The following is a 15,031-nucleotide window of genomic DNA, read 5'->3' on the forward strand; positions in this document are numbered from 1 at the left end:
TTTGGAGAAAAAATGGAACCAATTTTACCTGGTGCGCCTTGGTTAATCGCGCACAAATCTATATTGGGAGTGAATAAACCCAATAAAATCACATTAAATGGATTGGACTATGTTATTTGGCAAAACCAAAAAGGCGAAGTGTTTGCCCTTGATAACATCTGTCCACACATGCAAGCACCATTATCAGACGGCTGGGTTTGTCAAGAGAGAGATACTATTACTTGCCCTTTTCATGCACTAGAATTTGATGGACAAGGTAGACTACAGCAAGGAGATAAAAAAGACACTCAGCCAATTAGCAAACCATTAGAGTTAATTATTAGCAATGATTGCATCTGGACTTATGCCGGATTTGAGCCAAGATTGCCCATACCAGATTTGCATCAAAAAATTGTAGATGAATACGACTTTATCGGAGTAACTGGGGACAAAAGTATTCAAGGTAATTTTTTGAGTAACCTGATGGTTAACTATGACTATAACCACCAGAATGGTACTCATAAAGAACTATTTAAAATTACATCTTGTAATGTAAGTAATTTTGAAGACAAAGGATACTATTCCACAGTCAAACAAGAACTGACAAGAGCCAACAACACGCTAGGAGAAATTATCAAAAATCCTATTTTGGGAATCTTCCCGAAAACGCTTGCTAACACACTCGAATACGCTTTTCCTTCAACTACAGCTTTGTTGGCTAAAACCCCTATTGGTGATATTGCTCAAATTCATATTCTCTACCCAGAAACAGAAAATATCACCAAAACGTTTATTTTGATGTATGCCAAAATCGTCAATCCTGTGATGAAATTTCTGTTTAAACATTCAGTTTTACAAGCAGCAACCACAGTTATTGAACAGGATACAAGTGCTGTCGAAAGTTTGTATCCTCGACAAAAACCAAAAATCAGATTGCCAAATGAAGAGATTATGTTCTACGCAGAAAAACTCTACCAAAATTGGTAATTTGGATTTGCAAAGCCTAACTGCGCTTTACAATTAAACTGTAGCTAATTACTGCTGGAGGTACTCAAATATGCGGCAGCTAAAATCAGCCGAGGAAATGCCTGGTAGTTATGGCTTGCCCATCTTGGGGGAGACTTTAGAAATATTTCGGGATTTAGAACTGTATCTATGGCGAAGATTCCAGCAGCATGGTTCAGTTTTTAAAACGAGCGTTATGGGGCGTAAACGTGCTTATTTAATTGGCCCTGATGCTAATCGCCTGGTGCTGGTGGAACAGGCGGAAAATATGTCGTCGCGGATCGGGTGGTATTTCTTAGAATCAACATTTGGCAACAATATTTTATTACAAGATGGGGAAGAACATCGCCTAACTCGTCGCTTAATGTATCCAGCATTTCACGGCAAAGCGATCGCTACATATTTCGACACCATCCAAAACATCGTGCAAGACTTCCTCAAAGATTGGGGACGGGGAACGATTTCCTTAAATTCTAGTTTCCGTCAGCTTACCCTAATGGTTGCGACTCGCCTGTTTTTGGGAAGTCAGAACAAGAGCGAAGTTGAGCAAACTAGTCAGTGGTTTACACAACTGCTAGAGAGCAGTATGGCGATATTCAAATTGAATGTCCCTTTTACTTTATATGGTCGCGGTCAAAATGCTAGGGGTAAGTTAGTAGCTTTCTTGCGTCAAGAAATCGCACAGCGTATCGAGCAAGGTAACTTAGAAGAATCAAAAGATGTTTTAGGATTGCTGCTAGCAGCTGTTGATGAAGACGGCAATAAGTTGAGCGAAGCACAGATAATCAACGAGGCACTATTATTACTATTTGCTGGACATGAGACGACAGCCTCTTTGCTGAGTTGGGTAATTTTTGAATTAGGTAATCATCCAGAATGGCGAGAGCGACTGCGTAAAGAACAATTAGCAGTTGTGGGAAATAATCCCCTTAACCTGTCCCATCTCAAACAACTTCCAGATTTAACCAACGTCCTCAAAGAAGCAGAAAGGCTGTATCCGCCAGTGTATGCCTATAATCGTGGCGTCCTTAAAGATATTGAGTATGCAGGTTATTGCATCCCTGCTGGTTGGTTTGTGACCATCTCACCGATGCTGACTCACCGTTTACCAGAACTGTACACCGAACCCGATCGCTTCGACCCCGATCGCTTTGCACCCCCTCCTGAAGAAGATAAGAAACATCATTTAGCACTAATGGGTTTTGGTCATGGTTCGCACCGATGTCTAGGCATGGAATTTGCCCAAATGGAAATGAAAATCGTGCTTTCCACATTGCTTCGCTACATTCAAGCCGGCCTATTAATTGGCGTGTACTTCTGTAATATGTCTTTGCTGGGCTAGCATTGGTTTGATTCTCTATCCAACTTGCTAATGCTACTTCTGTTTCTGAAGCAACAGCGGATAGCGCAACAATTCGGCTGTGATTTTGTTCTACATAGGTAAACAGTCTTGCACCTAAAGATTCCAAGCGTAAGGCTCTATTTTCAGCTTTCTGCAAAGAATTTTTATTACCATCAAATTGAACTGTATGGGCTTCATCAAGTACAATAAGCGACACTCTACGGATAAATAGAGTCCCTAGAAATTTCATCAAAGCTTCTGCTTTTTCATAAGTGCAAATTAAAACTGTTGGCTGTTCTGATGTCAGCCATACATCTGTTGGACCCCAGTCAGTACCTCCATATAAACCTGTAACTATGACATTGTTATTAGTGGAGCGCTTTAAAACACGAGACAAACTTGATTCAACTTCTGTGGCAAGCGCTCTGCTTGGCACTAAGTAAATTACTAAAGGAGCAGAGTTACTTAAGCTGTTAGAGTTTGTTGTTTCAAAAAACAAACTTTGCAAAATTGCAATTTCAGCTATCGTTGTTTTTCCTGAACCTGTAGGGGTACATAGTGCAAATGATTCTGCTGTTACTAGTCGTTCAATTCCACAAATTTGAGAACGCCATGCTAAAGCTTTACACTTTTGATAACTTTGACGTAAATAACGTTCTAAGAAATTTCTACCATTTGGAGTAATCATCTGAGAAAGCAATTCTAGATGATGTCGTAGAGAAGTTTGTACATATACAGACGTAACTTCAGCGCATAATTTTCCTAAAAGCCAAGAATAAGTGTCATGTCCATGAAGAAGTACCTTAGCAATATCAGAAAGCTTTTCAATCGCTCTTTCTAATCTTGGTTCATTTCCCCACCGCATTTTTGCACATAAAATTCCTAAAGAACTAGCAGTTTCTTTAACAATCAACTTGTTAAATCTGTCAGCATCTGTATCAGTATCATCCCAAAGAAGACTTGTTTCAGTTTGGAAAGTTGATGATGTTGCAGTTGCCCAATATTCTGTCAGCCGTTGCAATAAACTGGGAAAATCAGCTTTTAGCAAAGAACGTAGAATTTCTGACTCTACTCCTTCACTTATATCTTCATTGAGTAAACCCGCAGCCCTAGCAGGATAACCAGCAAGTTCATACACAGCTGCTGCAAGTAAACGAATTGGTAAAAAATTCGGGTTTAGTTGGGGATGAGATAGCCATTCAAATAACTCACCAGCTCGTAGCATTCCATTACGCCAGTTAGTATCTCCAACTTCCCGCTGGATAAATGCAGCCTCAATAAGGCGCATAGCATCATTTAATCGTTCACCTGCTTCATCTTCTCGCCACCCAACTAATCCCTAGAACTTACGCACTATACAAATCAACCAAAACGTGTATTACGGTATTTAGTCTTTTCAGAGGCTTCAGATAACCCTGATTTATTCCGACATTTGCGATCGCTGGATGCCAAAACATGGCTAAAATACCCAAATTGTGTTTAGTACTTATGTACGATGCGTAAGTCCTAATCCCTTTCCTCCTGCACGAAGTCTGGTATGTTGGCTATAAAGTTTGGCAATTGCTGGAGTTAGCCTGCTACCCGCCAGACTATTTTGTAGTTCTGTTGCTAAAGCAATGACTTCATTACTTGGTTGAGTCATCTGATTTTGCAGAACTTCTCCTTTTACTATGACATCAGAGTTTTCTTTTGCAACCTCTACATCATCTGGTTGTTGAACTGTTTGGGTAGGAATATCTCTCGAAAGTGTTGCAATTGCTGGCTGACTATAGACAGTTGTAACAAGATTTTCAACTTCATGAAGATGAATTTCAACTGCTTCAAGTCTTCTTCCTGCTGTATATTCTTCGTGTGGTTTGTCGGGAGATATCCACGTTGGATTTATGACAGGATGTTTACCACAAATATAACTAATTAAATCACAGCGTTCATAATTTTTATCAACTGGTTCTAGCCACAAAACTCTTAGAGAGTTAACCCATGCAAATAAAAAAGGATCATCGTAATCCTGCAAAATATCAATTATTTGTGGGGTATCAACAGGTTTTATATGTGGTTCACTTGCTTTTTTATGCGCTTCAGCTATCATTTCTGTGTAATGATTAGTTGTGCATTTCGCTTCACAAACTAGAGAAGCAATAATTACTCCTTCGCTGTTACGTAGAAAAGCGAGACAATCATCACCTGTACGTCCAGGTCGCTTTTTTGCAATCTCTTCAGTTTGATTTATAAATTCTAATTGCTGAAACTCAACTAGATGAAATCGAAAAAGAAAAGCAGGAACTTCCCAATCATCCTGTCCAAAAAGAGCAAAATTTTCAGCAATAATTCCTGAAAATATCTCTCCAAAATAACCCTGGCGGGATATAATATTAAGACGATCAGGATAACCAATGCTTGGATCGGTTTCTGAAGAATCTTCAAATGGAGTAAGAGAATTTCCTGCTAATTTACGAAGACGATATCGAGCATCTTCATGGGATTTTTGAACGATTAATGTTAATTCATTGAGAATTATATCTCGTTGGCTTTTATCTTCTCTGAGCAGACGATGTGTGTACTGCTTATCTTCGGATTCACTAACTGAGTTAGATAACCACTTTGATATTCCGTTAAACTTAGTGATTTTTTGTCTTTTTTTCATTTCATATACTCTCTAATATTAATCAGATTTACAATATAAGCCTTTAACTAAGATAATTTTTAACTTTATGTAAAATTTAATACTAGAAAAGGAATGACATAACAAAATGATGCCATAAGCATTGAACGAGAGCTATAACGCTTTCTCTATTTTACTTGTGGGCGAGGGCAGGTTCTGAAATTTAAACTAAATGCGCTAAGTCAATAGAACAACAAAAGGGTGTGATTGAATACAGCGTCCTGCTAGTAGAAGCTGAGAGAAAAACATCAACTCTCATCTGCTGTTATCAGACAGATAACAGTAAAACAAATTTCTATATGACTGAAAATAGCTCTCTAGTAAGGATGGTAATTATTAGATGGTCAACCTAGTATGTTAACCAAGTGCTAGGCTACAGTTAGCAAGATTAAGAGGCAATTATGACTGCCCTGATTCTGAACCTTAGCCCCACCATTGAACTAACAGATGAGCAGTTCTTCCAACTGTGTCAGAATAATCGAGATTTGCGACTTGAGCGCACCGCAGAGGGAGAATTAATTATCATGCCACCAACTGGATGGGAAAGTGGAAATCGTAATTCAAAACTAACAGCTCGGTTAGAGTTTTGGGCTGACGCTGATGGCACAGGTTTAACTTTTGACTCTTCAACGGGTTTTAAACTCCCCAATGGTGCAAATCGCTCTCCAGATGCATCTTGGGTCAGCCGAGAGCGATTAGAAGCCCTGAATCCAGACCCCGACAAATTCCTACCACTCGCTCCAGATTTGGCGGTAGAATTACGCTCTGCTTCAGACAGCTTAAAGACAGTGCAAGAAAAAATGCAGGAATACATTGACAACGGTGTGCGTTTAGGATGGCTGATCGATCCGCAAAACCAACAGGTAGAAATTTACCGTCCAGGACAGGATGTAGAGGTTTTACAATCGCCTACTAGCTTATCAGGAGAGGATGTATTACCTGGGTTTATACTAGATTTGACGCAGATTTTGAGTTAAGCGATCGCTCAATTTCACTCATTTCAAAATCGGCAGAACTTGCAACTCTAATGTAATACAAATTTACAGACAAATTAATATTGACTTAAAACTAAAAACGCTGTTTGGAATAACCCTACAACAAAACCTAAAACACCACCTAAAGTTACAATCGCCTGCAATTCATTTTTGACAATTCCCTCAATTGCAGCTTCTAAATCAGCAGGTGAAGTTGATTTGACACGATCGACTATCACTTGATCTATTGACAAAATCGGAATTGCTTGCGCCACAATTGCTTCTAAATCTTTTTCCAAATACTTCTCTAAAATTAGAGCCAATTCTTGACTCATGACTTCTAAAGAAGTACTGACAACTGGTGAAGTACTAACACGATTCAGCAAGACTACAGCAATATTTTCCCAATCAACAGAATCAGTTAATCCTTGTAAAAAATCGCTGCCACTATTTTGCAGGTAATGGCGGACACTTTCGCGGGTGGTTTTTCGGAGTTGACGAACCGTACCCATTGGCAAATTTTGTAATGATAAATTTTGCAGTAATTTCCGAATGCGATCGCGCATTTGCAAATCTTGAGTCAATTCCTGCAAGCGAGTATTAGCAACCTCTTTTTCATCCAAACAAAAAGTTCGTAGCCGTGTAAGAGTATTACGTAAGCCAAACAAATTTGCTACTACCCAATAAGTTCCACTGGTTTTTTCGCGGAAGCCTTCATCGATAATTTGAATCGTGCGATCTGTCAAAAAATCAACTATCGTTTGGCGTAAAAGATCCGGCGGTAAAACTACTTGCAACAACCAATCAGCAAGCCGTGTAGCTTGTTCTTCACTAAGTTGAAATTCCAGCAATATCTGGTCAAAAATTTGATTGATCTGCGCTTCTAAAAAATCTTCACGCCGCGCTAAAACCTTAAGCAATCGTGGCAAAGATTCTCCTAGTAAATCCCGCAAAATTCCCGCTACAATTTTGGCACTTTTCTCGTTTTTATCTGTTTTGATTTGTTCAATTGCTAACCGCAACAACCAAAGAATTGCTGATTGCACGCGTTCTGTTTGCAACAAACGCCGCGCCAAATTTTGCAATTCTTGCGGTGTCAAAAGTGACCCCATGATTGTCTTAGAAATGTTCAAAGCCAGACGTTCCTGGTTGCGGGGAATCAATCCAGGGGTGAAGGGTACTCTTCGTCCAGCAATATAAATTGCTTGATAAGGACGGAACAACATTTTGATGGCTATATCATTTGTGAAATAGCCAATAATTCCACCCAGTACCGGGGGAGACACATAAAGCCAAAGATGAGACCAGTCCAAGGGAAGAATTAAAAAAGTTAGGAGGTTAGAGCTTAGAGTTAGGAGTTAGGAGTTAAGAGTTAAGAGTTAAGAATGATAAATTTTAAATGAGAATTTATCACTACTCATAATTCATAACTTTTAACTAATAACTCCTAACTTACTAAGCACTAGCACTCCCATCATACCGTTCGCAATGGGGTAGTGTGTGGCAACTGCAAAACCAACTTGATGAGCTAACTCTATTTGCTCTTTACCGATGGGAAAGCGATCTAAGCTGGGACTGATGTAAGCATATTCTTCTTTTAAGCCTAAATAATTGGCAACTGGTACCACAAAACCGTCTAGATACCACTGTTGAAAGGCGCGTAGCTGAGGATTACTCGGTCGATGAAAGTCTAAAATTGCGGCTTTAGCTCCTGGCTTTAAAACCCGGTATAACTCTTGGAGACTGCGGGGAATATCTTTAACATTTCTTAAACCATAGCCCATTGTTGCAGCATCAAATTGGTTATCGTCAAAGGGTAAATTGAGGACATCAGCTTCTACCCATCTGATAGCAGGTTGCGGGTACTGCGAATGTGAGCGTTCTTTAGCCTTTTCTAGCAGGTTTGGGGAAAAATCCACTCCATACACCTGTCCTGTTGCTCCGATACGCCGTGCCAAACGTAAAGCTAAATCACCACTACCACAACACAAATCTAATGCAGTATCTCCTGGTTTAGCTGCACTCCATTTTACTGCCATTTCCTTCCAGATTCGATGCTGTCCCAGACTCAACCAATCGTTCAACTGGTCATAAACTGGAGCAATACGGTTAAAAATGGACTGAATTTCGTTAGTCATTGGTCAATAAGTCATTGATCGTTAGTCATTCGTCATTTGCCAAGGATAAAGGACAAATGACTAATGACAACTACACAATACCTTAATGAGAGTGACTACTAGTCAGAGCGATCGCCACCAGTTGTGCTGATAAATTAATTAGCACCAATTCATCTTCCCGCAAAGTGCAAGGTTGTTTCCACTGGAGCGACAATACACCCAAAAGTTGATTGCGGTAGCTAATTGGAATCACTAAATGTGCTTGCACACCCGTCTTTTGGTAGTGAATCGCATCAACTAATTTAGTGTCTTTAAGTACATTTAAGGAAACTTGCATTTGTCCCGTGGCGATCGCTTCCCTGGTTAGTGGGTCAAGAGATAGCCAATTTTCTATTGTACCTGTATCGCTGTAAGTTCCTTGAGTTGCAATTAGAGTATTTCCATCTGTAAGTTGTAAAATACAGCCGTCTGCCCCAAAAGTTTCACTCACAGCCCTAGCAATGGGAGCGAGAGTTTCTTCTAAGCTAGAAGCGGCTTGAGTTACCTGTACCAAAACACTCAGCAACGCCATTTGAGCATGAGCGCGGCGTAATTCTTCTGTACGTTGCTTGAGCAAGTCGTAGGTTTCGGCTGCTCTTTGCACCACTGCCTTCAGTTCCCCTGGGTCCCAAGGCTTGGTGATATATTTGTAAACTTGTCCGGCATTAATTGCTTCTACCAAGTCTTCTATATCAGTAAATCCAGTGAGAATTATTCTTACTGTATCGGGAAACTGAGGTACAGTTTTGCTGAGAAATTCAGTCCCTTTCATTTCTGGCATCCGTTGATCGGAGATAATCACTGCTACCTCCCCTTCTGCTGCCAAAACTTGTAGAGCGTTCACCCCACTATCAGCTTTCAGAACATTAAAGTCACGTCGAAATGTGCGATAAAGTAAATCGAGATTATCTGGCTCATCGTCAACTACCAGTATTTTCAGCTTTTTTGGTCGTTCGAGAGTCATAACTTGAGATTGGACTTTATCAATTTCGAGATTGGGTTTATCCATAAGATTTTCCTTTAAATATTCACTCTCTTGTTATATTCCATACCAAGTTTAGTTGAGAATAGCCGAAAATCGCCAAGGGTTTATACGGAGTTATTTTGCATATTTGAGAACGCTAATAGTGAACGCTACAGAGGAAATTTATCTGCCCAAATATCTGAAAAAATGTTCCACTAGAAAAACTAACTAAATCAGCAAAACTATGGCAGTTTCGATCGTGGATGAGGTGTAGGTCTGGGTATAGATTAGAATAATACTTGCTCATGAGGTGTTAATTAACCTCTCAAGTTGAAGCTTGCACTCCGATTATGACTGATTTACCACCCAACACTCAGAATCCCGAAGATAATGCTACAAACGATGTAGCACAAGAGTTACTCCGAAAGCTGAGGCAAAAACAAGGCAACTGGGTGGAATGGGGAGCCGCGATCGCCTCGTTGCTAAAAATCGGTTACAACCCCCAAGAAATTTTTGAGGCGACTGGATTTGAGCCGATTCAACAAAACCAGGTGGTTGTTGGTTCTCAAGTTTACAATTCTTTGGAAAAGTTTGGAGTATCGCAAGAAACGCGATCGCACTATACTACACGTGGCAGCGATGTTTTATACGAGTTACGTTTACTTACTCAAGAAGAACGCGCCGCTGCTGCCGAACTGATCTTTGTCCATAATGTTGATGCTGATGAGGCACGGGATATAGCAAAAGCAATTAAAGAGTTCTCCTATTTCCGCACTTTGCCAGAAGGGTTTTCTGCTCATCCTGGAGATGCGGTTGCTCACCAAGTTTGGAAACTGGCACGCCAAAATGCAGATTTACAACAGCGATCGCGCCTAATTGCCAAAGGTTTGCGTTTTGCTCACACGCCAGGTGCAAGGCAAAAAATCGAACAACTACTGACTGATTTTACTACCGTTCCCCAGCGTCCAGCGCCAATTTTACCGTTTTACCGCCTGGAATTTGAAGAACAGTTACCCCGAATCTTGCCTGTAGTAGGAGAGTTGCCATTATCACGCCAAGATTTGCAAGCTGTGCCCATACTGACAGAAATTGAACCTTTTCGGATGGTAAAGTTTTCTGGAGAGCAAGCTTGGGTTCCCTTACCAGGTTGGCAAGTACTATTGGCGGCAGAAGATCCAGTGGTGATTTTAGCGAATAGCGATCGCTTCCCCATCCAAACCCAAAGCCAAACAGGGCCAGTCTTAGTTGTGATAGATCGTGCCCAACGAGAATGGGATGTCTCTAGCTACTTTGTCGTTGAAAATGGTGGTGAATTAGATTTTCAGTGGTTTGAAAATGAGCCAGAAATTCCTCTACTAGGACAAATTATTATCATTGTGCGTCCTAAGAAAATTCTGGATGAAGAATTAACTAAGGATTCCTGGCAGATTGACGAATAAATTTAATTTTAGACAGAACTAACTGCGTGATGTGAACTTGTTTTGACTGTCCAAACAGCGGATAGCAAATGGCGGCATTGGTTCAATTTTTTGTTTAGTCAATGCCCCATCTGCTTTAACTCTCTTAACATGAACTTGGCACTGGCTTGGCAATGCTTTGCCTAAACCCTTGATTTTTCGCTGACTTGTGTAATTCTATATCTTGAGTGATGATGACATCCCCTGAACAGTCACAAAGTAACGACTGTAACAGGAAAAACCCAAATTTTTTAAGCTGAAAGTGTATAAAGCACAAAAATTATTTGAATTTCGTAATAACTTTTAATAGAACGCACTGGATCAAGAATCTCAACAGATATATACCAATACGATTTGATTTTTGAAAAAATTTAAGTAATGTAGGGTAGCCATTTCTGTGGGCGGGTTTCCTACGCCAGTCCGCACAACGGGGGAAACCCCCGCAAGCGGCTGGCTCGACTTGAGCGGACTGGCATTGTGTTATCGCATAACGTAACGCAACGCTTACGAGCGTCGGGAACCTCCCTTCTGGTAACGCTACGCACAGTCGCTACCGCTACGCTAACACTAGTCGCCTACGGCGGGAACTGACTTTTCACGGTATCTGGAAAACCTCTCTCTAAATCTCTCTCCTAAAAGGAGAGAGACTTTGAATTTTCCCCCTTCCCGTGTCGGGAAGGGGGTTAGGGGGTTAGGTTTTTCGTGGCTTTTCCACATAACGTGAAAAGTAAGACGGCGGGAAACCCGCCTACAGCGCTGGATTCACCGCAACGCACTGGCTCCCCTACGGATATTTAAAAAATCAAATATGAGTTTTATATTATGAGAGCAAAATGCTTAATTTATTAAGCATTATTTTGGGATTTTAGCTTTTCCAGTATCTTCATATTTTATGACCACAATTATTGAGGAAAAAAAATTACTATTTTTTCGATTTAGTTTCATAACCAAACAAACGGAATGGATTTCCTGTTGACAGGAATGACTCAAGCATTATTCAACATAGCTATTACTCGTTTGTAGCTGAACAAGGAGTTTTCTGAAAATGTCTCTTACGAAACGTTGTTTGGCCGAATTTATCGGCACATTCTGGCTTGTTTTAGGTGGCTGTGGTAGTGCTGTTCTAGCCGCCGCCTACACAGAAGATGCTGCAAAAATCAGCGAGAATACTTCTTTTCCATTGGGTATTGGATTAGTAGGTGTATCCCTGGCATTTGGGCTTACTGTCCTCACAGGGGCTTATGCTTTTGGTCATATTTCTGGTGGTCATTTCAACCCAGCTGTTTCGTTTGGACTATGGGCAGGTAAGCGCTTTCCGGGGTCTGACTTACTACCTTACATCCTCTCTCAAGTGATCGGCGCAATTGTTGCTGGGGGGATTATTTACCTGATTGCTAGCGGCAAAACTGGATTTACGCTGACTGGCTTCAACCCACTGGCTACCAACGGCTATGGTACTCATTCTCCAGGTGGTTACACGCTGTTTGCTTGCCTGATTACTGAAGTTGTGATGACTTTCATGTTTCTGCTGATTATTCTGGGTGTGACTGATAGCCGTGCTCCTAAAGGATTTGCACCACTGGCAATTGGTTTTGGACTCACTTTAATTCACCTGATTAGTATTCCTGTAACCAATACTTCGGTTAATCCTGCCCGTAGTACTGGAGTTGCTCTATTTGCAGGTGTAGAACTCTTTTCGCAAATCTGGCTGTTCTGGATAGCTCCTATCTTGGGAGCTATTTTAGCAGGATGGTTGTACGTAGCTATCTTTAGTGAATCAACTCTGGAAGAACGGTAAACTCAAAGAACTAGTTTAACTTTCTTAACAATCCCCTAACTAAACAAATTAACTAAGTGTTATATGTTTAGTCAGGGGGTTGACATAATATTTAAGTATATATACACGCATTTGATCCAGATCGTTTACTAGAACAGTTAAAACAAGAACGGTGGAGTATTTTGTTAGTAATTTGGGATTAAGAATCACCGAAGATTATTCATATCTGCGGTTTGGGAATTAAATTCAATATCTATTTAAAATATATAATTTAAGATGTCCGACTCTAAATTTACTGCTCCTATTATTCAAGAATTACTCGACTCAGAATTGTCTGAGCGATCGCTCATTCCTTCTTTGGAAGAAAAGATTCTCAGAATCCGCAACAGTCTCCGCCCTGGACAGCAGCAAATGGCTGATTGGCAATCTGGGCCTTTGGCGATTTCAGCCGTTCCTGGTGCAGGCAAATCTACCGGAATGGCGGCGGCGGCGGCGATCGCGATCGCCCGTCAATATGAGCGTTCATCTTCCCGCCGTCAGTTGGTAGTCGTTACTTTTACTCGCTCTGCTGCTGCCAATATTAAAGCGAAGATTCGTAAATTTTTAAGAGATGATTTATCTCTACCTCAGACAGGATTTTTTGTCTATACCCTACACGGTCTAGCGTTGAACATTGCCAACCGCCACTCTGATTTGTCGGGTTTGCAGTTAGAAAATGTCATATTAATTACACCAACCCAAAGTCACCGCTTTATCAGAACTGCTGTAGAACAATGGATTATAAATAATCCAGATGTATATTTGCGGTTATTGGAAGGTCATCAATTTGATGGAGAAGAGACAGAAAGGTTGCGTCGTCAATCGGTGCTGCGAACAGAAGTATTACCAGAATTGGCTAATACAGTCATTCATGAAGCAAAAAGTTCTGGGATATCGCCAGAATTGTTGCGGGAGTGGAGTAAGCAAACCACAGATGAATATGCAATTTTGAGTGTAGCGGCGGGATTGTACGAGCAATATCAAAACTTGATGCGATCGCGTGATTTTATCGATTACGACGATATGATTTTAGCCGCACTGCGCGTTTTAGAAAACGACAGTGCCCGTCACATCGAGCAAAACCAAATATTCGCCGTCTTTGAAGACGAAGCCCAAGATTCTAGCCCTCTACAGACGCAGTTGTTAGAAATTTTGGCGAGTAATCGAGAATATGAGGGGATGAATACAGACGCGATGAATCGCGTCTCTACGTACTCCCCACTCAATTTAGTCAGAGTTGGCGACCCTAACCAGGCGATTAACTCTACCTTTACTCCAGCCGATCCGATTTATTTCCGACAATTTTGCGAAGAGTGCGATCGCATCGAACGATTGGCAACGATGGATCGAGCTGGTCGCAGTACTAGAATTATCATTGAAGCCGCTAACTTTGCTCTCAAATGGATCAATAATCAGTGGTTAGCAACAACCAAAACTAACAACAAACAACAAATTCCTGACAACCGACAAGTACCATTTCGCTTACAGACAATTAGCCCCGTGGAAGCTGGCGATCCGCAAGCTAACGCTAACCCCGCACCCGTAGGACGAGGATTAGAACTTTATACCCCGCGCGATATTCATCACACCGTTGAATTGTTATCTCAAAGAGTAATTGAGTTATTTGGTGAAGATCCAACAAAAAATAGTGCTGCGATTTTAGTCCGAGAAAATCGTCAAGGACGATGGTTAGCAGAAGCTTTGACACCTTTGTGCAAAGAGCATAAAATTACACTTTACGATGTGGGAGAACGCGATCGCCGTTCCCATGTCCCCCAAGAGATTTTGGCATTATTGCAATTTTGCGATCGCCCCCACTCCCCCGATTACCTCAAAGCTGCCCTAGAAGCATTAGTACAGCGCCAATTAATTCCTACCCAAGACCTCAACGCCCTTGCTAGTCTGCCAGAAGAGTTTTTGTATCCTGGCCCCCTAGCACCACCCCAGCCAGAAACAGTACAAAAAGCTGCTCGCATGTGTCGCAGCTTACTCCGCGCTCGTTTAGAATTGCCTCTTTACCAGCTAATTTCCTTTCTCGCCCTGACTTTAAATTATGACCAAGCAGAATTGGCAACTGCTGATAAACTTGCAGAACGGGTAAACCAGCAGATAGCTGGCAATAGTTCGATGGGAGGAATGCTGTCAGCTTTAAGTGAAATTGTTAGTTCCGAACGGTTTGAACCAGTGGAAACCGAGGATTCGGAAGAACGTTATACCCGTCGCGGTCAACTGACAATTATCACTATGCACAAAGCTAAAGGGCTAGATTGGGACTATGTATTTCTTCCCTTTCTCCACGAAAACTTGATTCCTGGCAGATTTTGGGTTCCTCCCCAAAGCCAATTTTTAGGCGATTTTACCTTATCAGAAGTAGCTCGCGCCCAAATTCGCGCTACTCTCCACGAAGAATCTATCATACCGGATGTTAGTCAAGCATGGGAGGTGGCAAAGAATTTGAAAACATCTGAAGAGTATCGTTTACTCTATGTTGCCATGACACGAGCAAAGCTTCTGCTATGGATGTCTGCGGCGCAGAAAGCCCCTTTTACTTGGAGTAAACCAGACAATTTACAAGAACAAGCGCCTTGTCCGGTGTTTCCAGCATTAAAACGCCAATTTCCTGAATGTGTGATGAATTTAGCGGTAATGAGCAAATAAGTATAAGGGGTGGGGCAT

Annotated in this window: 10 protein-coding genes and 1 pseudogene; 6 read left to right on the top strand and 5 right to left on the bottom strand. The window is 41.2% G+C overall.

Annotated elements, in window-relative coordinates; all coding sequences use genetic code 11:
* Positions 1-12: 12 nt before the first annotated feature.
* Both RM049_RS14455 and RM049_RS14460 read left to right on the top strand, forming a co-directional pair.
* Positions 13-966, top strand: coding sequence for a Rieske 2Fe-2S domain-containing protein (locus RM049_RS14455; protein WP_322704642.1), 954 nt, complete (start codon positions 13-15; stop codon positions 964-966).
* Between the two features lie 70 nt (positions 967-1,036).
* Positions 1,037-2,326, top strand: a complete 1,290-nt coding sequence (locus RM049_RS14460) for a cytochrome P450 (protein ID WP_322704643.1) — start codon at positions 1,037-1,039, stop codon at positions 2,324-2,326.
* A gap of 58 nt (positions 2,327-2,384) precedes the next feature.
* On the opposite strand, the pseudogene RM049_RS14465 reads toward RM049_RS14460, so the two are convergent.
* Both RM049_RS14465 and RM049_RS14470 read right to left on the bottom strand, forming a co-directional pair.
* Positions 2,385-3,614: pseudogene (locus RM049_RS14465) on the bottom strand (DEAD/DEAH box helicase); the annotation flags it as partial.
* 198 nt (positions 3,615-3,812) lie between these two features.
* Positions 3,813-4,970, bottom strand: coding sequence for a hypothetical protein (locus tag RM049_RS14470; RefSeq protein WP_322704644.1), 1,158 nt, complete (start codon positions 4,968-4,970; stop codon positions 3,813-3,815).
* Positions 4,971-5,389: 419 nt separating this feature from the next.
* On the opposite strand from RM049_RS14470, the gene RM049_RS14475 reads away from it, so the two are divergent.
* Entirely contained in the window at positions 5,390-5,965 is a 576-nt protein-coding gene (locus RM049_RS14475) for a Uma2 family endonuclease (RefSeq protein WP_322704645.1), read from the top strand.
* 74 nt (positions 5,966-6,039) lie between these two features.
* Here the strand turns inward: RM049_RS14475 and RM049_RS14480 are convergent, their stop codons facing one another.
* The 3 genes from RM049_RS14480 to RM049_RS14490 all read right to left on the bottom strand — a co-directional run bounded on the left by RM049_RS14480 (position 6,040) and on the right by RM049_RS14490 (position 9,127).
* Positions 6,040-7,275, bottom strand: a complete 1,236-nt coding sequence (locus tag RM049_RS14480; protein WP_322704646.1) for a DUF445 domain-containing protein — start codon at positions 7,273-7,275, stop codon at positions 6,040-6,042.
* Between the two features lie 120 nt (positions 7,276-7,395).
* Complete coding sequence (ubiE, locus tag RM049_RS14485; RefSeq protein ID WP_322704647.1) at positions 7,396-8,100, bottom strand: bifunctional demethylmenaquinone methyltransferase/2-methoxy-6-polyprenyl-1,4-benzoquinol methylase UbiE; 705 nt, start codon at positions 8,098-8,100, stop codon at positions 7,396-7,398.
* Between the two features lie 82 nt (positions 8,101-8,182).
* Positions 8,183-9,127, bottom strand: a complete 945-nt coding sequence (locus RM049_RS14490; RefSeq protein ID WP_322704648.1) for a response regulator — start codon at positions 9,125-9,127, stop codon at positions 8,183-8,185.
* A 305-nt stretch (positions 9,128-9,432) separates the two neighbouring features.
* On the opposite strand from RM049_RS14490, the gene RM049_RS14495 reads away from it, so the two are divergent.
* From RM049_RS14495 to RM049_RS14505, 3 genes are all read left to right on the top strand, one after another.
* Positions 9,433-10,521 carry a RuBisCO accumulation factor 1 gene (locus tag RM049_RS14495; RefSeq protein ID WP_322672885.1) on the top strand — a complete coding sequence of 363 codons (1,089 nt, stop codon included), beginning with the start codon at positions 9,433-9,435 and terminating at the stop codon, positions 10,519-10,521.
* A gap of 1,063 nt (positions 10,522-11,584) precedes the next feature.
* Positions 11,585-12,337 (top strand): aquaporin Z, encoded by a 753-nt coding sequence (gene aqpZ, locus RM049_RS14500; protein ID WP_322704649.1) that lies wholly within the window; start codon positions 11,585-11,587, stop codon positions 12,335-12,337.
* Positions 12,338-12,592: 255 nt separating this feature from the next.
* Positions 12,593-15,013: an ATP-dependent helicase gene (locus RM049_RS14505; RefSeq protein ID WP_322704650.1), complete on the top strand. Its 2,421-nt coding sequence runs from the start codon at positions 12,593-12,595 to the stop codon at positions 15,011-15,013.
* Positions 15,014-15,031: the final 18 nt, after the last annotated feature.

This window comes from Nostoc sp. DedQUE04 (genome assembly GCF_034530995.1).
Lineage (GTDB): Bacteria > Cyanobacteriota > Cyanobacteriia > Cyanobacteriales > Nostocaceae > Nostoc.